The organism is Streptomyces griseus (genome assembly GCF_001715295.1).
Lineage (GTDB): Bacteria > Actinomycetota > Actinomycetes > Streptomycetales > Streptomycetaceae > Streptomyces > Streptomyces griseus_G.
This window is the reverse complement of the sequence record NZ_MDKB01000001.1, coordinates 1492307-1508648: the sequence shown is the minus strand read 5'-3', so window position 1 is coordinate 1508648 and position 16342 is coordinate 1492307. Positions and strand designations below refer to the sequence as shown.

General features: G+C 70.1%; 21 protein-coding genes. 7 read left to right on the top strand and 14 right to left on the bottom strand.

The window, feature by feature from the left end; translation table 11 throughout:
• The first annotated feature begins 41 nt into the window (after positions 1–41).
• Positions 42–623 carry an N-acetylmuramoyl-L-alanine amidase gene (locus BA175_RS05995; RefSeq protein ID WP_069170142.1) on the top strand — a complete coding sequence of 194 codons (582 nt, stop codon included), beginning with the start codon at positions 42–44 and terminating at the stop codon, positions 621–623.
• Positions 624–847: 224 nt separating this feature from the next.
• Here BA175_RS05995 and BA175_RS05990 read toward each other — a convergent pair whose 3' ends face one another.
• Positions 848–2431 (bottom strand): MFS transporter, encoded by a 1584-nt coding sequence (locus tag BA175_RS05990; RefSeq protein WP_438947312.1) that lies wholly within the window; start codon positions 2429–2431, stop codon positions 848–850.
• A gap of 367 nt (positions 2432–2798) precedes the next feature.
• Positions 2799–2954 (bottom strand): DUF6131 family protein, encoded by a 156-nt coding sequence (locus BA175_RS31065; protein WP_175420748.1) that lies wholly within the window; start codon positions 2952–2954, stop codon positions 2799–2801.
• Between the two features lie 205 nt (positions 2955–3159).
• Here BA175_RS31065 and BA175_RS05985 point away from each other — a divergent pair, with 205 nt between their 5' ends.
• Positions 3160–3837 carry a Dps family protein gene (locus BA175_RS05985; RefSeq protein WP_069170141.1) on the top strand — a complete coding sequence of 226 codons (678 nt, stop codon included), beginning with the start codon at positions 3160–3162 and terminating at the stop codon, positions 3835–3837.
• A 93-nt stretch (positions 3838–3930) separates the two neighbouring features.
• On the opposite strand, the gene BA175_RS05980 is transcribed toward BA175_RS05985, so the two are convergent.
• The 10 genes from BA175_RS05980 to BA175_RS05935 are packed head-to-tail and all read right to left on the bottom strand — an operon-like array spanning position 3931 to position 9494.
• On the bottom strand, positions 3931–4209 hold the full coding sequence (locus tag BA175_RS05980) for a gas vesicle protein K (protein ID WP_069170140.1): 279 nt from the start codon (positions 4207–4209) through the stop codon (positions 3931–3933).
• A complete protein-coding gene (locus BA175_RS05975) occupies positions 4206–4433 on the bottom strand; it encodes a gas vesicle protein (protein WP_069170139.1) in 228 nt (75 codons plus the stop codon). The genes BA175_RS05980 and BA175_RS05975 overlap by 4 nt, the downstream gene beginning before the upstream one ends.
• Before the next feature lie 3 nt (positions 4434–4436).
• The gene (locus tag BA175_RS05970; RefSeq protein ID WP_069170138.1) at positions 4437–5252 is read right to left on the bottom strand and encodes a GvpL/GvpF family gas vesicle protein; all 816 of its coding nucleotides are present in this window, start codon (positions 5250–5252) and stop codon (positions 4437–4439) included.
• A 19-nt stretch (positions 5253–5271) separates the two neighbouring features.
• Positions 5272–5607, bottom strand: a complete 336-nt coding sequence (locus tag BA175_RS05965) for a gas vesicle protein (protein ID WP_069170137.1) — start codon at positions 5605–5607, stop codon at positions 5272–5274.
• Positions 5600–6769, bottom strand: coding sequence for an SRPBCC family protein (locus BA175_RS05960; protein WP_069170136.1), 1170 nt, complete (start codon positions 6767–6769; stop codon positions 5600–5602). Before BA175_RS05960 ends, BA175_RS05965 begins: the two co-directional genes overlap by 8 nt.
• A gap of 6 nt (positions 6770–6775) precedes the next feature.
• A complete protein-coding gene (locus BA175_RS05955; protein ID WP_069170135.1) occupies positions 6776–7675 on the bottom strand; it encodes a histone protein in 900 nt (299 codons plus the stop codon).
• Between the two features lie 7 nt (positions 7676–7682).
• Positions 7683–7937, bottom strand: coding sequence for a gas vesicle protein GvpG (locus tag BA175_RS05950; protein ID WP_069170134.1), 255 nt, complete (start codon positions 7935–7937; stop codon positions 7683–7685).
• 1 nt (position 7938) lies between these two features.
• On the bottom strand, positions 7939–8679 hold the full coding sequence (locus BA175_RS05945) for a GvpL/GvpF family gas vesicle protein (RefSeq protein WP_069170133.1): 741 nt from the start codon (positions 8677–8679) through the stop codon (positions 7939–7941).
• Positions 8680–8682: 3 nt separating this feature from the next.
• A complete protein-coding gene (locus tag BA175_RS05940) occupies positions 8683–9135 on the bottom strand; it encodes a gas vesicle structural protein GvpA (protein WP_069170354.1) in 453 nt (150 codons plus the stop codon).
• 38 nt (positions 9136–9173) lie between these two features.
• Entirely contained in the window at positions 9174–9494 is a 321-nt protein-coding gene (locus BA175_RS05935; RefSeq protein WP_069170132.1) for a gas vesicle protein, read from the bottom strand.
• A gap of 127 nt (positions 9495–9621) precedes the next feature.
• Here BA175_RS05935 and BA175_RS05930 point away from each other — a divergent pair, with 127 nt between their 5' ends.
• On the top strand, positions 9622–10065 hold the full coding sequence (locus BA175_RS05930; RefSeq protein ID WP_069170131.1) for a hypothetical protein: 444 nt from the start codon (positions 9622–9624) through the stop codon (positions 10063–10065).
• Between the two features lie 2 nt (positions 10066–10067).
• Positions 10068–11087, top strand: a complete 1020-nt coding sequence (locus tag BA175_RS05925; protein ID WP_069170130.1) for a PHP domain-containing protein — start codon at positions 10068–10070, stop codon at positions 11085–11087.
• 121 nt (positions 11088–11208) lie between these two features.
• Here the strand turns inward: BA175_RS05925 and BA175_RS05920 are convergent, their stop codons facing one another.
• The gene (locus BA175_RS05920; RefSeq protein ID WP_069170129.1) at positions 11209–12567 is read right to left on the bottom strand and encodes a PP2C family protein-serine/threonine phosphatase; all 1359 of its coding nucleotides are present in this window, start codon (positions 12565–12567) and stop codon (positions 11209–11211) included.
• A 203-nt stretch (positions 12568–12770) separates the two neighbouring features.
• On the opposite strand from BA175_RS05920, the gene BA175_RS05915 reads away from it, so the two are divergent.
• The 3 genes from BA175_RS05915 (at position 12771) to BA175_RS05905 (ending at position 14758) form a co-directional block, all read left to right on the top strand.
• Positions 12771–13736, top strand: a complete 966-nt coding sequence (locus tag BA175_RS05915) for an iron-containing redox enzyme family protein (RefSeq protein WP_069170128.1) — start codon at positions 12771–12773, stop codon at positions 13734–13736.
• A gap of 118 nt (positions 13737–13854) precedes the next feature.
• The gene (locus BA175_RS05910) at positions 13855–14538 is read left to right on the top strand and encodes a HemK2/MTQ2 family protein methyltransferase (protein WP_069170127.1); all 684 of its coding nucleotides are present in this window, start codon (positions 13855–13857) and stop codon (positions 14536–14538) included.
• Positions 14522–14758, top strand: a complete 237-nt coding sequence (locus BA175_RS05905; protein ID WP_069170126.1) for a CDGSH iron-sulfur domain-containing protein — start codon at positions 14522–14524, stop codon at positions 14756–14758. The genes BA175_RS05910 and BA175_RS05905 overlap by 17 nt, the downstream gene beginning before the upstream one ends.
• A gap of 228 nt (positions 14759–14986) precedes the next feature.
• On the opposite strand, the gene BA175_RS05900 is transcribed toward BA175_RS05905, so the two are convergent.
• A complete protein-coding gene (locus tag BA175_RS05900; protein WP_069170125.1) occupies positions 14987–16228 on the bottom strand; it encodes an FUSC family protein in 1242 nt (413 codons plus the stop codon).
• Between the last annotated feature and the right edge of the window lie 114 nt (positions 16229–16342).

The following is a 16342-nucleotide window of genomic DNA, read 5'->3' as shown; positions in this document are numbered from 1 at the left end:
ACGTCCCCCACGACGGACGTCCCTCACCCACAGGAGTGCCGATGCAGCGCAGACGGATCCTTCAGGGCGGCGCGGTCGCCGCCGCCGCTGCCCTTCTACCCGCCTCGGTCCGCGCCGTGGCCGCCCCTGCCGCGGGGACCGACTACCCGTCGGCCCAATGGGCTCCGGCGTCCACGTCCAACTACTCGGTGTCGAACCGCCCCGCCGCCTACCGGGTCGACTTCGTCGTCGTCCACGTCGCCCAGCAGACGTTCTCGGAGACGATCGGCATCTTCCAGAATCCTGCCAAACAGGTCTCCGCGCACTACGTGGTGCGGTCGGGCGACGGATTCGTGGCTCAGTGCGTGCGCGAGAAGGACATCGCCTGGCACGCCGGCAACTGGGACTACAACACCCGCAGCATCGGCATCGAGCACGAGGGCTGGGTGGACCAGCCGGCGTACTTCACCGACGCGATGTACGAACAGTCGGCCAGGCTGACGGCGGACATCTGTGACCGTCATGGCCTGCCCAAGGACCGGGCGCACATCATCGGCCACCACCAGGTCCCGGGCAGTGACCACACCGATCCGGGCGCCAACTGGGACTGGGTGCGCTACATACGCCTCGTCAACCTTCTGTGAGGTGGCACGGCGCACGCGCCGACCGGCTCTCCGCCGTCCGGCACCGCGTCGTCGTCGAGGTCCTCCCGGCGTGAGGACGGCCGGTGGCCGGTGTCGTCCCGGGCCCGGCCGCCTGCTCCGGACCCGTGCACGAGGGTGCGCCGACGGTCGCCCGCTGCCGGTGAGTGACAGGGCGAGCGGCGCGCTGCCCGGGAGAGGCCGTGCGGCACCGGCCTTCGGCGCGGTCATCCGCCCGGGGGCTGCTTGTCGTCACCCGGGGCGCGCTTCGGAGCCGGAGGTCTCGCCCCCTGCGCCCCGTCCACCCGGCCCTCTTCCGCGCCTTCCCCGGCCACCGGCGGCACCGTCGTGGCGCCGCGCAGCCGTTCGAGGTCACCGGCGCGGACCTGCACGACGAAGAGGGCGATCAGCGCGGCCACCACCGCCATGGCTGTAGCGGCGACGAACGCGCTCGACACGCCGGAGGCCAGCACCTCGTCGCCCCAGCGTCCCGGCAGTGTGCCGGTCCGGCGGAACTCCAGCCGCTGGGCCGGGGTGGCCTCCGACAGGAAACGGGGCACCTGGTCCATGGCCTCGTTGCGGCTGGCCGTTCCGAAGACCGTGACCAGGATGGAGAGCCCGAGCGATCCGCCCACCTGCTGGGTGGCGTTGAGGACGCCGGACGCGGCGCCCGCCTCCCGTGGGACCACTCCGGAGACCGCCATCAGCGTCAGCGAGACGAACTGCATGCCCATACCGGAGCCGAAGACCAGGGTGGGACCGAGGATGCTCCCCAGGTAGCTGCTGTGGACGTCGGTCGCGGTCAGCCAGGCGAGCCCCGCAGCCGCGAGGAGCGCACCCGTCACCATGAAGGGCTTGGGACCCCACCGGGGCAGCAGCTGGGAGGCGAAGCCCGCGCTGACGGCGATGATCGCGCTCAACGGCAGGAATGCCAGTCCGGCACGCAGCGGGCTGAAGTCCAGCACGTTCTGGACGAAGAGGGTAAGGAAGAAGAACATGCCGAACATCGCCGCGGCAAGGCTGAGCATCATTCCGTAGGCGCCGGCGCGGTTGCGGTCGCGGAACATGCGCAGGGGGGTGATGGGCTGCTTGGATCCACGCTCGATCGCGAGGAACAGGGCGAGGAACACCACCGCCGCCGCGAAGGCACCGATCGTCAGGCTGTCGCTCCAGCCGTCCTCGGAGGCGCGGATGAAGCCGTAGACGAGCAGCACCATGCCGAGCGTGGAGGTGAGCGCACCCAGGAGGTCGAAGTGGCCGGGATGGCGCTCGGACTCCTTGATGTAGCGGGGTGTCGCGAGGGCGATCAGCAGGCCGATGGGGACGTTGACGAAGAAGACCCACCGCCAGTCGAGCCATTCCACCAGGATGCCGCCCGCGAGCAGTCCGATCGCGCTGCCTCCGGCGGACACGGCGGCGAACACCCCGAACGCCCGGTTCCTGTCGGGCCCTTCACGGAAGGTCGTCGTGATGAGGGAGAGAGCCGTGGGAGAGGCGATGGCACCGCCGACGCCCTGGAGCGCACGGGCGGCGAGCAGTTGCCAGGACTCCTGCGAGATACCGCCGAGCAACGAGGCGAGGACGAAGAGCAGGACGCCGAAGACAAAAACTCTCCGCCGCCCGAGAATATCGCCGAGCCGCCCGCCCAGCAGAAGCAGTCCGCCGAAAGTCAGCGTGTAGGCGTTGATCACCCAGGACAGATTCTCGGTGGAGAAACCCAGCGACGTCTGAATGTGCGGAAGTGCGATGTTGACGATGGTGATGTCGAGAACCACCATCAACTGGCAGGACGCGATCACGAAAAGGGCCATGCCGTTACCGCGGCTCCGCGGGGACGTTTCGTCAGTGGGCGATGGCTTCACCGGCAGTCCCGTCGTGACGATGGTTGCGCTTCGGACCAGAAGTGAACGTCGGCGTTCACCCATCGACGCTAGAACGGCCGGGACCACCCCGCCAGTCGATCAGTTCCGAGGACGCGGGCCGGCCCCGCCGGCCGCGGCGGAGGGTCCCGTACGGCGGCGAGCGCGCCGGGGACCCGGCCGTCTGTCGTGCCTACGCGCCCAAGAGACCCGCAAGGACCCGTTTCGCGGGGAACCCGCACACGACCCGGGCGGCTCGGGGCCGAGCGCCCGTGCGGAACGCTCGGCCCCGGACTCCCGGGATCGCCTGCCCCTGGTGTCACCAGTAGTGGCGGCGGCCACCGACGGCGTGACCCACCGCGCCCAGCACCCACAGCACGACCCCGATGGCCAGCAGGATGACTCCGATGGTCCACAGAACGCCGACACCGGTCACCAGGCCGATGATGAGGAGGATGGCTCCGAGGATGATCATGGCTGCCTCCGGTCACACGCCTCGCACACAAAGCTGTATGCACTTACGAGCATATGCCGTATGTGCACGATTTCCCAGACGTGGCGAAATGCGTTCCCACCGGAACGGTCCATCAGCATTGGCGTGCGCGGTCCCCGGTCGGCATAAAGGGGAGAAGGCGGGCCGTTCGGAGCCGCAGAAAAACCCCCGATAGCGCTGGAGCATCATGTCCCCCTCTGCCGTCACCCCCCGTTACACCGTCCCCGGTCTGAGTATCGAGCAGGGCGGCAAGGTCATCGCCCTGCTCGGCATGCGCCTGCACGCTCTGAACGACCTCGCGCTCACGCTCAAACACATTCACTGGAACGTGGTCGGCCCGCATTTCATCGCCGTTCACGAAATGCTCGACCCGCAGACGTCGGCGGTGCGGGAGATGGCCGACGCGGTGGCGGAACGCATCTCGGCTCTGGGCGGCGAACCTCAGGGAACACCGGGTGTGCTGGTCGACGAACGCTCGTGGGACGACTACAGCATCGGCCGGGCCGATGCCATCGCCCACCTCGGCGCCCTCGACCTGGTCTACACCGGCCTGATCGAGTCGCACCGGCGCGCGGTCGACGAGACCGAGGACACCGACCCCGTCACTCAGGACCTGCTGATCTCCCAGCTCCGTGACCTGGAGCAGTTCCAGTGGTTCGTCCGGGCCCACCTCGAGACGAGTTCGGGCCGGCTCAGCACCGCCGGCTCGGAACGCGAGGTGCAGGCCGCCCGGGCCGCGAAGGCCGGCGCCGAGACGGCGGAGGCTCCGCGCAAGACGTCGAAGAAGTCCGCGGCCAAGAAGAGCACGGCCAAGAAGACGAGCGCCAGGAAGACGACGACCGGCCGGAGCCGGACCTCCCGCTGAGCCCTGCCGCTCCGAGGTACGGGCACCGACGCACCACCTGTCGCACTTGTGCGCCCGCCGGTTCTCCGGTGGGCGCACAGGCGTGTGCGGGTGTCAGTCGCGAGGCAGCAGGGTACCCAGCGGACCGAGATCGAGGTTCAGTTCCTCGGGACGCACCCCGTGCTGCTCGCACAGTTCCATCATGCGTTCGTCGAGCAGCATGAGGGTCGTCCCGATCTCGTCGATCTGCCGGTCGGACAGGTCGCCCTGATCGATGCGGCGGATGGCCTGGCGCTCCATGAGCTGACGCAGGAGTTCCACCACCGTCAGCACCAGCGCGACGAGATCATGCCCCAACCGGTCGGAGTCGACGTCGAGTCGTGAGGTCGTCACAACGGTCCTCCGTCCGCCCACGGTGCCGGGACGCGTTCGTTGACCGAGGAGAGCAGGGCGTGCAGCGACAGCCGGACGAGCGGCACGTCGGCGATCGCGATCACGAGATCTCCGCTGATCACCACCCCGGTGGCGAGCAACCGGTCCAGCAGGTCGACGAGCGGCACACCTAGGGGGCCCGTCAGGGGCTCGGGATTGTCCCAGGGGACGACTTCGTGCAACACGGCCTACACCTCACCGATGAAGGAGTACGGGACCCAGGGCCCCGACAGTTCGATCTCCGCGCCCGTTCTCTCCCGCAGCTCCCGGACGAGCGGAGCGAGCTCGTCCGCTCTGTTCTCCGCCATCAGATACGTGGCGTTGAGGATCTGCAGCCGGCTTGTCCCGGTGAGTTCGGGGCCGTGGAGCCGCAGCCTGCGGACCTCCGCGGCCACGTTCCGGAAAGCCGCGTCCACCGTGTCGGCGACGCGGAGCGACTCCTCGTGGCGCCGTTCGCGCCGTGCCTGGATCCCCCGCTTCCGGTCCAGGTACGCGAGACCGGCACCGGGCACCGGACGGGAACGGCCGGCCGGGCTCCCGGAAGCCCGGAGCGCGGGACTCGGCTCGTCGGTGGGAGGGGGGGCCGCGTAGACCTTAACGCCCCACTCCGCGTGGTCCGCCGTGCGCTTCAGCGCGGCCCGGAACCGCTCGGTTTCGGCGATCAGTGCCTGGCGGGCCCGGTCCTCGCCGTGGTAGAGGGTGGCCAGCGGCAGCGGAACGGTGCGCCACAGAGCGGCGGCGGCCGACACGACGTGGTGGTGGGCGCGTGCGTACCGTTCGAGCTCGCCGCGGTCGGACATGCGGGCCTGCCACGCCTCGTCCGTGAAGTCGGCCGCAGGCACGGTCTGGACGACGGCCGTCAGCTCTCCGCACCGCAGTCCCCGCAGCGGGCCGCCCACCGCGAAGCCCGGCACATCGGCGAAGAGTGCCGGGTCCGGTGCGTCACAGACCGCGAACACGTACAGTGCGGCGGCATCCGAGGAGTCGGATCCCCACTCCCTCATGTGACTCGGTTCTCCTTGTTCATCGTGCGGTCCGCGTGTCGTCATTCCTGGACTCGATCGCCTCGAGACGCTCGCGCAGTTCACGGTTCTCGTTCTGGAGCGCGTCGCGGGCGGCGCGTGAACTGAGCGCGGGGTCCGTCTCCCACCAGTCGATGCCCGCCTTCTTCGCCGTGTCCACGGAGGCCACGAACAGGCGAAGTCGGATGGTGAGCAGTTCGATGTCGAGGAGGTCGATCTTGATGTCACCCGCGATGACGATGCCTTTGTCGAGGATGCGTTCGAGGATGTCGGCGAGGTTGCTGTTCGGCGGCCCGGGAATGGGACAGGCCTCCCGCTCGAGGTCGAGGTCAGTCACCTCGGCGCCTCCGCCCGCCCCTCGGGGAGACGTCCTCCTCGTCCTCCTCTTCCTCGCCCTCGTCCTCGTCCTCCCACTCCCCGTCGTCCTCCGGTTCCTCGTCCTCGTCCTCCCACTCCCCGTCGTCCTCCGGTTCCTCGTCCTCGTCCTCCCACTCTCCGTCACCTTCGTCTTCGTCTTCCTCCTCGTCCTCTTCCTCTTCCTCCTCGCCCTCTCCGTCTTCGCCCTCTTCCTCTTCGCCCTCTTCCTCTTCGCCCTCTTCTCCCTCGTCCTCCTCGTAGGACTCCTGGTCCTCGCCCTCCTCGCCCTCCTTCTCCTCTTCCTCCTTCTGCATGGCGTCCTCGTGCGACACGACGACTTCTCCGTCGCGGATCTCACCACGCCAGGCCTCGGGCTCCTCGTCGGTGAGCGTGACGTACCGCTGGAAGAGTTTGAAGTCCAACCGGATGCGGCGGCCCTGGACCCGCCAGAGATTGCCGGTCTTCTCGAAGAAGCCCGACGGGTAGTACTCCACCACCAGCACGATCCGGGTCAGGCTGGGCGCCAGCTCGTGGAAGCTGACGGTTCCACGGGTGGAGCCCTTCGCACCCTCGGAGGTCCACCTGATGCGGTCGTCCGGGATCTGTTCCTGGACCGTCGCCTTGAAGCTCCTCGCGGACGGGCCGATCTTGACCTTCCAGTCACTCGACATCTCGTCGCTCATCGAGACACTCTGCACGCCCTTGGTGAAGCTGCTGAACTTGTCGTACTGCGTCCAGTAGTCGTACGCGGTGCGCAGCGGCACTCCCACGTCGAGTACCTCGATGATGTTCATGGACTTGCCGCCGCTGGACTTGCCCTTGCCCCCCTTTCCCTTGCCCCCGTCCCCACCCCCGAACGCTCCCTTGACCTTGTCGACGACGTTGTCCTTGACGCCTTTGGCCTTTCCCGCCATCAGCGCCTTCACGGGCGACTCGCCCTTGAGGATGCGCGACCCGATCGCCGGCAGTGAGCCGCCGTTGTCGGCGATGTCGGAGAGCTGCCCGGTGACACCCGTCAGCTTCTCCCCGGCCTTCTCGGCGAGCCTCCCCGCCTGGGCACCGAGGTAGTGGGAGAGCTCCTCGCGGAGGCGGTCCATGCCCGACTCCTGTGAATCGGGTCGGTCCCTGTCCGTCCTTGTCATGGCTGCCTACCTCTGCCGTGCGCCGCGCCGAGGCGCGGACCGCTTGGATGACGTCGTCTTCTTGGCCGCGGACTTCTTGGCCGGAGCCGACTTCTTGGCCGTCGTCTTCTTGGCCGCGGACTTCTTGGCCGGAGCCGACTTCTTGGCCGTCGTCTTCTTGGCCGCGGACTTCTTGGCCGGAGCCGTCTTCTTGGCGGCCGCCTTCTTGGCCGGAGCCGGCTTCTTCCCAGCGGATTCCCCCGCCGCGGCCGTCTTCTTGGCGGGTGCCTTCTTCGCCGGCGCCTTCTTCGCGGGAGCCTTCTTGGCGGGAGGAGCCTTCTTCTCGGCGGCCCTCTTCCGGGGAGCCTTCTTCGCCGGCGCCGGGGTGGGTTCCTCCTCCGGCTCTTCCTCCTCCGGCTCTTCCTCCTCCGGCTCTTCCTCCTCCTCCGGCTCCTCGTCCTCCGGTTCCTCTTCCTCCGGCTCCTCGTCCTCCGGTTCCTCTTCCTCCTCGTACTCCTCGTCCGGCTCTTCCTCGTCGTACTCCCCCTCGTACTCCTCGTCCGGCTCTTCCTCGTCGTACTCCCCCTCGTACTCCTCGTCCGACTCCTCGTCCCGCTGTCCGAGTCGTGCCGTGCGGTCGCTCAGGGCGTCGGCCAGGGAGCTCATGCCCCGGTCCGCCGCTGCGCTGAGGGCCTTCCGGCCGGTTTCGAGGACCTCGCCCTTCAACTGGTCCTGGAGCCCGGCGAACTGGGGCATCTCACTGAGCCTGCGCATTCCCTCCGCAGCGAGCTGGCGTGGCTCCAGGCCGAAGCGCCTGCCCGCCAGGTAGGTCGCGACGGAGAGGGCCACACGGCCCTTCTTCGTCCGGCCGAGTACGTAGCCGCCGACCACGGCGGCCGCGAGCGTCACCTTTGTCTGGTCTTCCATGAGTGAGTCACCTTCGATGGTTCGGCGCGGTGCGGACTCGAACGGCGTGCAGCCGGTCGAGCAGCACCTCCTCTTCCCGTTCGAACTCCTCCGGACTGATGTTGCCGTCCTCGAGTTCCTGGTTCAGTGCGGCCAACTGCGCCCGGACGACGTGGGGGTCGTGGAGCTCGCGGTCGGCCGCCTCGTTCATCTTTTCCGCCACCCAGATCACGCCGCGGACAGGTGCGAGAGGCAGCATGAGCACTCCACTGATCAGCCCCATGTCAGACCCCCGCTGCGGATCGGTGCGAGACGAAGCTGTAACAGGGCAGTGGCCCGGCGACCCGGAGCTCCACGTGGGTCCGGTGGGCGGCGGCGAACCGCTCGGCCACCGCACGGAAGTCGTCGCTGTCGTCGCGATCGACGAGGAACGACACGTTGAGCGCGCATCCGTGGACCTCGGGACCTGTGGCCACCGCACGGGCCATGGGGGTGAGGCTGTGCAGAAGCTTCTTCCCCGCCTCGGACGCCCTGCGTGACAGCGCGCCGGCCACAGCCTCGCCGAGCCGGACGCTCGCCTCGTAGCCGGGGCGCCGGCGCACCTCCTCGCGGAGACGGCGTACGTTCTTCTCCTCGGCCACGACGGCCGCCAGCGCGTTCTGGGCCGGGAGCGCCTTGAGATTGATCTCCACGCGCCGGGCAACGTGCCGGAGGGTGGCGAGGTGGTCGGCGCTCGCCCCGGCCAGCTGCGTGCGCACCGTGTCCTCGTCCGGGGCGACCATGCCGAAGCGCATGGGCAGCACCGGACCGCGGTCCGTGAGGCGCAGCAGCAGTTCCTGATGAGCCATCAGGTCCCGGCGTCTGGCCCGGAGCTGGGGTGGTGCGTCACTGACCACGGCGGTCACCGGCCCCTGTTCGACCAGGCGTAGCGTCGCCGGGGGGCTGCCCACACCGGTCGCCTCGGACGGGAGCGCTTCACCCGTGGGAAGGATGGCGTAGACGTAAACTCCGTTCGCTGCTGCCACGGCTCACGCCTCCACGCGGCGGCGTCGGCCCGCTCCGTCGCGTGCGGGGGCCCGACGCTTCCTGGGCCGCTCACCCCGCTCCTCCGACTCGTCGTGCTCGTCACCGCCGCCGACCGCTTTGCGCACCGTCTCACCCAGCGAGTCCGCCGCCTTGCGGACCTTGCGCTTGCCCATCGACTTGGCCGCGCGCCCACCGAACAGTTCGGGAACGGTGGTGCTCCGCGAATCCCGCTCCAGGTCGAGCCGGTTGCAGGCCTCGGCGAAGCGCAGGTAGGTGTCCACGCTCGCGACGACGATGCGTGCGTCTATCTTGAGGATCTCGATGCCGACCAGGGAGACTCTGATGAACACGTCGATGACCATGCCGCGGTCGAGGATGAGTTCCAGAACGTCGTAGAGGGTGCCGGCCCGCGGCGGGCACGGCGCGATCTCGTCGGCGTACGTGGTCGTGGTCAGGGTCATGGAGCGTCCTTCCGGGTGGGGGGAGTATCGGGTCACTCGTCGGCGGCACCCCGCCGGTAACGACGGACCCTGCGGTACTCCATGAGTTCGCCCCGGTCGTCGAGCCGCACCTCGTAGGAGGCCAGCAGACTCGTGGTGTCCGGGATGCGGGGTACTTCGAGTACGTCCACCACGACGCACCATCCGTCGTCGTGGCGCCGCACGGCCGACACACCTTCCGCCGGATGGCAGATCAGCCGTTCGAGACTTTCGGAGGCGTTGCGGGCGGCGTGCTCGGGACCTCGTGCGGACGAGGTACGGGGCGCAGCCGTCCTGGTCGGTCGATCGGCGTGCGCGCGACGTTTCTCTGCCATGCGACCAGGTTTGGACACAACCGCCCTCATCGCATCCCGAGCGCTCGGAGCCGGCTCCCGGAGCCGTTCTCACCCCTTCGCCGTTCCGGCAGGACGTCGGGCGCGGGACGCGTGCACAGTCGTAGTCATGAGCGGAAACGGTGACGTGGGTGCGTACGACGACGACCACGAGCGCCCGTCCGGGGTCTCGGACACCACGGTCGAGGGACTCGGCGCACTGTCCGAGGCGCTGGAGACGGTGGAGCGGGCCAGGGGCCATCTGTACGCGTTCCATCAGCTGACCGGAGGGGCGGACCTGACTCTGGACAGGGCGGTGGAGTTGCTCCGGACGGCGGGCCACACGGACCATGCCGACCTGGTGGAGCGGGAGATCCTCGGCAGGAACGTCATCCCGGGCTGTTGGACCTTTCAGGTGGTCGAGGCGTACGACGCCACCTACTACCGGCCCTTCGTCGAGGTCGAGGAGCGGGTGCGACGGGAACTGGTGGCCGGGCGTCGCCACCTCTACGAGGCGGAGATGAAAGAGGCCCGCCGCACGCACGGGCACCCGCAGCACACCGAAAGGCCCTGACCGTGGAACCGGTCACCGCGCTGCGCAGGATCGCCTTCCTCCTGGAGCGCTCCCAGGCGGCCACCTACCGTGTCAGGGCCTTCCGTACGGCTGCCGACGCGGTCGCGGCCATGGACGGCGGCGAGGTGACGGAGCGGGTGACGCACGGGTCTTTGGAGACCGTGCGGGGGATCGGGCCGAAGACGGCCCAGGTGATCCGGGAAGCGGTGGCCGGGGGCACGCCCCGGTACCTCGAACGGCTGGAGGAGGAGGGACCGGCGGCGCCGGTCTCAGGGGGCGAGGCCCTTCGGGCGGCGCTGCGCGGTGACTGCCACCTGCACTCGGACTGGTCGGACGGGGGCAGCGGCATCGAGGAGATGGGCCGCACGGCCGCGGAGCTGGGTCACCAGTGGGCGGTACTGACCGACCACTCCCCCAGGCTGACCGTGGCCAACGGTGTGTCACCCGAGCGGCTCCGGCAGCAACTGGACGTCGTCGCGCGGCTCAACGAGGAGTGGGCTCCCTTCCGTCTTCTCACGGGCATCGAGTGCGACATCCTGGACGACGGCTCACTCGACCAGGAGCCGGAACTGCTCGACCGGCTCGATGTCGTCGTGGTCTCGGTCCACTCGAAGCTGCGCATGGACACGAAGGCGATGACGGACCGGATGGTCGCGGCCGTGCGCCATCCGCGAGCGGACGTACTGGGTCACTGCACCGGGCGGCTGCTCTCCGGACGTACGCGGCCGCCGTCGTCGTTCGACGCGGACCAGGTGTTCGCCGCGTGCGCGGAGGCGGGGACGGCCGTCGAGATCAACTGCCGGCCGGAGCGGCTCGATCCTCCGCGCGGGCTGCTCAGGAAGGCGGTCGCGGCGGGGGCCCTCTTCTCGATCGACACCGATGCGCACGCTCCGGGCCAGTTGGACTGGCAGGCGTACGGCTGCGCGCGGGCCGAGGAGTGCGGGGTCCCCGCGGAGCGGGTCATCACCACGTGGGCGGCGCAACGGCTCCTGGACCGGGCGGAGCGGAAGCCACGGGGGTAAGGCTGCCGTGTTACTGCGGGGACGCCGAGCGGCGTCCCGTGCGGTGCACCGCGGGGCGAAGAACCACGTACCCGTCGTCACCCGCCCGCCGGGGCGTGCGGGACCCCCGGAAGAGTCGCGCTCACTCGGTCTTCGCGGTGGGAGGACCGGCGTGCGGCGGGGGGACGCGGACGGCGATGAGTGCGACGTCGTCCGTGCCGGCCGTGGCGAGTCCGCCGAGCAGTTCGTCGCAGAACGTTTCCAGGGGCGCGCGGGCCAGGCCCGCCGCCTGACGCCGCAGCCGGGCCATCCCACGGTCCAGGACCTCGTCACGGCGTTCGACGAGGCCGTCGGTGTACAGGAGAACGGTCGAGCTCGCCGGGAGCTCTTCCCACGCGTCCGGCCGGTGTTCGTCGGGGTCGACGCCCAGCATCATGCTCCGGCCGCCTTCCAGGAAGCGGGTCTCGCCTTCCCGGGTCACCAGGAGCGGTGGTGGGTGCCCCGCCGCGGCGTAGTGCAGCTGCCACGGGTCGGGGGCGGTGGGCTTCTCGGCCAGGGCGTAGATGCAGGTGAGTGTCTGGTGCGGGTAGAGGATGCCGATGGCGGCGTCCAGTCGCGCGAGGATCTTGCCGGGGGGCTCCTTCCGGTCGCAGGCGATGCCCCGCAGCATGTTCCGCGTCTGGCTCATGGTGACCGCGGAGCGCAGATCGTGGCCCGCCACGTCGCCGATGATGAGGGCGGTGGCCCCTTCGGCCAGCACGAACGCGTCGTACCAGTCGCCGCCGACCTGGGCCGTCGCCACGGCCGACCGGTAGCGGGCCGCGATCTCGAGGGGGCCCCGGTCGGGGAGGTCGGGCAGGAGCGAGCGCTGCAGCCGTTCGGCGGTGTGCTGGGCGTCGAAGTGGAGGCGTGAGTTGTCGACGGCCAGGGCGACCCGGTGGGCGAGGTCCTCCACCAGGGCGAGGACGTCGCCGTCGAGCGCTGCCGCCCGGGTGGACCGTACGAGGGTGATGACGCCCAGGACCTGGCGCCGTGCGCGCAACGGGGCGATGACCGCCGTGTCCGCGGTCATCCGGTCGAAGAACTCGAGTTCCCTGGCACGCAGCGGGTCCGAGGCCGTGTGGGGCGGGGGGAACTCGGTGAGCAGCACCGGTCCGGTCAGGTGAAGGGCCCGTGCGGTCGCAGCGGCCGATCCGGCCGTCGGCGGCAGCGGTCCTTCGTCAAGCCCGGAGGGGAGCCTGTCGGGCTCGCGTCGCTCGACGACGACGCGGCGCAGCCGCCCGTCGGCCTCCAGGAGGTCGACGGCGCACCAGTCGGCGAGCCCGGGGACGAGCGTGCGGCACAGGCGGCGAAGCCCGTCCTCCTCGTCCAGGGTGCTGCCGAGCGCCTCCGCGGCGTTGATCAGCAGGGTCAGCCGGTCCAGGGCGTGCTGGACCTCCTCGTCCACCTCGTAGTCGGCCTCTGCCGGATCGCCGCCCCGGTTGCTCAGGTCAGCGCACATGATGGGGGCTCCTCGGCGCCGGAGTACCTGGGCGTCCGGCGGGACTGCCGTACCCGCCTGTTTCGATTGTCCGCCAGGCCAGGGTGCCCGGCACGCGCGGGCGGGGCACCGACGGCGTACTCGAGCGGCTCCGGTCGGCGCCCCGGCGTAAAGTCGGACGACGTGGCAGGTGACTCCGCCGTACGACAGGGCAGGAGCGATCCATGTTCGATGAACGCAGTGGACCTTCTCTTCCGCAGGCCCGCGGGGTGCTCTCCGCCGGGGTGCTCGCCCGTCTCCGCGACGAGGAGGACGCTCTGCCCGGGTCCGGCGCTGCCCGGGACGCCGATCCGTACGGCGAGGACCTGCAGCTGGCCCTGTACGTCTGCTACGAACTGCACTACCGGGGCTTCGCCGACGTCCGTCCGGAACTCGAGTGGGACCCGGCGCTGCTGGCGCTGCGCGGCGCACTGGAGGAGCGCTTCCTGACCGCCCTGCGGCGCGATGCCGGGGGGACGGCCGACCTGGACGAGGTACTGGCCGGCCTGCTGGTGGAGCCGGTCCACGGGACCGGGCTCTCCTGGTTCCTCCAGGACCGTGGCGAGCTGTGGCACCTGCGTGAGTACGCGGTTCAGCGTTCCCTGTACCACCTGAAGGAGGCCGACCCGCATGCCTGGGTGCTCCCCCGGTTGTGGGGACGGGCCAAGGCGGGGATGGCGGCGATCGAGTACGACGAGTTCGGTGCCGGGCGAGCGGAGCGGGTCCACGCGCAGCTGTTCGCCGATCTCATGGCGGACCTGGAGCTCGACACCGCGTACGGGCGCTACCTGGACGAGGGGTACGCGGAGATGCTGGCCCTCGTGAACCTGATGTCCCTGTTCGGGCTGCACCGGCGCCTGCGCGGGGCGCTCGTGGGGCACTTCGCCGCCGTCGAGATCACCTCGTCCCCGGCCTCACGGCGCCTGGCCCGTGCCATGGCGCGGACGCGTGCGGGCCGTGCCGCGGAGTTCTTCTACACGGAGCACGTCGAGGCGGACGCCGTCCACGAACAGGTGGTCCGCCGGGAGGTGATCGGCGGCCTGCTGGAGGAGGAACCGGAGCTGACCGCCGACGTCGCCTTCGGTATCACCGCGACCTCCTGTCTGGAGGACCGCCTCGAAGACCGCCTGCTCACGCAGTGGCGGGTCTGAGCGGGGATTGCCCCCTGGCTCACGTCGAGTGACGGCAGAGGTGGTGGCCGGGGAGTGCCCGGCGGAGTCTTTGAAACAGACGTGTTCACGCACGCACCCGTTCGCAAGGGAGTCGCAGATGCCCGCAGAAATGACCGAGGACACCCCTCGCGCCCGGATCGTCACCCTTCCCGGCGTGTACGCGCCGCAGCACGACACCCGCCTGCTCATGGCGGCTCTCGACAAGGAGGGGGTCCGACCGGGCACCGATGTCCTGGACCTCGGCACGGGCAGCGGCGCGCTCGCCCTGCACGCGGCGCAGTTGGGTGCCCGGGTGACTGCGGTGGACATCTCGTGGCGGGCCGTGATGACCGCGCGCCTGAACGCGCTGCTGCGCCGCCGGCGCATCACCGTGCAGCGGAGCGACCTGCTGGCGTCGCTGCCCGGCCACTCCTACGACCTGGTGATCTGCAACCCGCCGTATGTGCCGTCCCCGCTCGGCCGGCTTCCCGGGCACGGTGCCGCGCGGGCCTGGGACGCCGGGCGTGACGGGCGCGCCATTATCGATCGCCTGTGCGAGACGGTGCCGGTCGCGTTGCGTCCCGGCGGCCGTCTGCTGATCGTCCACTCCGGACTGTGTGACAGCAACGTGACCCTGCGCCGTCTGTCGGAGGCCGGACTGAGCGCCCGCGTCACCGAGCGTGCGTTCGTGCCCCTGGGGCCCGTGCTCCGCTCGCGGCTGCACTGGCTGCGGGACAGAGGCCTGCTGAACGCGGGCGACATGCTGGAGGAACTGGTGGTCATCCGTGCCGAACACTCCTGAGCGCCGCCGAAAGATCTCCGTCGAGGACCAGGGACCCATGCTCGTCGAGGGGCCCGTGGAGGTGACGTGCCCCGACGGCAGCGTGGCCGTCTCGGACCGCTTCGTCGTCGCTGTCTGCACGTGCCGCCGCAGCCGGATGTACCCGTGGTGCGACACCAGCCACCGGCGCCGGGTCAAGCGCGAGGACGGCGGGGAGGCCGGCGACGGCCCGGGCTCCTGACGCCGCCCTGGCGCGTGGCCCGTACGGCCCTGGGGGCGTCCCGGCCCGGTTCGTTCCGACCGGCGGTCTGTTCCGCCCAGGGGTCTGTCCCGTTCGGCGGTCTGTCCCGCCCAGGGGTCTGTCCCGATCGGCGGTCTGTCCCGATCCGGTCCTTCTTCTTCTCTCGCTAGGTCCTGTTCTCCGTCCGGTCCGTTCCGAGGCGCGTTAGGCCGCCCGTCGCCGTGCGCTTCAGCCCTCGGCCGCCGTCCCGGTGGTGCCCGTGACCCCCCGCAGCCGGCGGATCGCCGCCTGCAGCCGGGGGTGGCGCTCGTGGACCTGCGTCGACCTGCGGTCGAGTTCCTCGGCAAGGCGCTCCGTGCGCTTGTCGATGTCCAGCTCGTCGAGGATGCGGTCGACCTCGGCGAGCAGGGCTCCGTGCAGCTGCCACTGCCGCGGATGCTCCTGGACGTCCTCCAGCAGCAGGTCGGCGACGCGGTCACGGGTGGCCCGGCTGCGTGCGAGAGCGTCGGCGAGCCGTTCCTCCGCCTCCTCGCCGCTCGCGGCGATCGGCGTGGTGATCATCACCGCGAAGCCTTCGATGGCGTCGGACATGTGACCGAACAACTCCCTGAGCAGGACGGCCACGTCCTCGGGGAAGAGCGGTTCGTCGAGGCGGGCCTTCGCCAGGTCGGTGACCGTACGCGTCAGCACGCGCAGGACCACGGCGCAGATCTCCAGCGTGTCGAGCCCGGTCCGCAGGACGACCCGGTAGAGGAGTCCCTGCCTGACCCTGGGGTTGAGTATCAGGCTCTCCTCGGCCTGGCGCAGGGAGGCGTCGACCTCGACGATGTCGTGGTCGAGCCGCCGTGCCTCGTGGAGGCGGGCGGCGGCCTGCGGTACCGGATGGTTTCCGCCGACCTCGTCGCCCAGCTCCCGGAACATGGTGCCCATACGCTCCCCGAGACCACCGATGGAGACGCCTGCGGACTGCACCCAGACCGGAGGCGCGAACAGGAGGTTGAACAGCAGTCCCACACCGGCGCCGATCAGGGTCTCCAGCACCCGCTCCCAGGCTGTGTTGGCGACCTGCGAGACGCCCAGGACCAGCATGGCGCTGATCGCGACCTCCGGCACGAACTCGTTGACCCGGACCACCCGGCCGATGAGCAGCGAGGTGAAGATCGTCAACCCGAGACTCCACCAGCTGAGGCCGACCAGTGAGCTGAACCCGCTGGCGATCAGGACCCCCACCACGACCGCGTTGACCCGTCGGATCCCGGTGGTGAGCGTGGCGTAGAGGGTCACCTGTACCACCAGCAGCGCCGTGAGCGGAGCGGTCAGGGGCGCCGGATGGGGAGCGGGCAGGACGAACTTGGCGACCGCGAAGGCGATGACGGCGGCCGCCGTCGACCGCATGATCTGTGCGGCGGCCGGCTCGGTGGTGCGCTGGACGAGTTTGACGACGGGTGCGGGCGCGGATACGGCAGGCATTCCTTGACGGTGCCCCGAACCGGGCGCTCGCAGCGCTTTCCGGCCCGGCGAACTCCGTACGGATGTATGCGTGCCGCCAACGAGCACGTGCCGGGAGAGCCGGACGGAGAGATG

Excerpts from the sequence above, each read along its gene's own strand:
- BA175_RS05910 (WP_069170127.1), top strand. The coding sequence starts at position 13,855 with ATGCCCGCAGAAATGACCGAGGACACCCCTCGCGCCCGGATCGTCACC.
- BA175_RS05915 (WP_069170128.1), top strand. The coding sequence starts at position 12,771 with ATGTTCGATGAACGCAGTGGACCTTCTCTTCCGCAGGCCCGCGGGGTG.
- BA175_RS05970 (WP_069170138.1), bottom strand. The coding sequence starts at position 5,252 with ATGAGGGAGTGGGGATCCGACTCCTCGGATGCCGCCGCACTGTACGTG.
- BA175_RS05920 (WP_069170129.1), bottom strand. The coding sequence starts at position 12,567 with ATGTGCGCTGACCTGAGCAACCGGGGCGGCGATCCGGCAGAGGCCGAC.
- BA175_RS05955 (WP_069170135.1), bottom strand. The coding sequence starts at position 7,675 with ATGGAAGACCAGACAAAGGTGACGCTCGCGGCCGCCGTGGTCGGCGGC.
- BA175_RS05950 (WP_069170134.1), bottom strand. The coding sequence starts at position 7,937 with ATGGGGCTGATCAGTGGAGTGCTCATGCTGCCTCTCGCACCTGTCCGC.
- BA175_RS05985 (WP_069170141.1), top strand. The coding sequence starts at position 3,160 with ATGTCCCCCTCTGCCGTCACCCCCCGTTACACCGTCCCCGGTCTGAGT.
- BA175_RS05930 (WP_069170131.1), top strand. The coding sequence starts at position 9,622 with ATGAGCGGAAACGGTGACGTGGGTGCGTACGACGACGACCACGAGCGC.
- BA175_RS05900 (WP_069170125.1), bottom strand. The coding sequence starts at position 16,228 with ATGCCTGCCGTATCCGCGCCCGCACCCGTCGTCAAACTCGTCCAGCGC.
- BA175_RS05935 (WP_069170132.1), bottom strand. The coding sequence starts at position 9,494 with ATGGCAGAGAAACGTCGCGCGCACGCCGATCGACCGACCAGGACGGCT.
- BA175_RS31065 (WP_175420748.1), bottom strand. The coding sequence starts at position 2,954 with ATGATCATCCTCGGAGCCATCCTCCTCATCATCGGCCTGGTGACCGGT.
- BA175_RS05990 (WP_438947312.1), bottom strand. The coding sequence starts at position 2,431 with ATGGCCCTTTTCGTGATCGCGTCCTGCCAGTTGATGGTGGTTCTCGAC.
- BA175_RS05995 (WP_069170142.1), top strand. The coding sequence starts at position 42 with ATGCAGCGCAGACGGATCCTTCAGGGCGGCGCGGTCGCCGCCGCCGCT.
- BA175_RS05960 (WP_069170136.1), bottom strand. The coding sequence starts at position 6,769 with ATGACAAGGACGGACAGGGACCGACCCGATTCACAGGAGTCGGGCATG.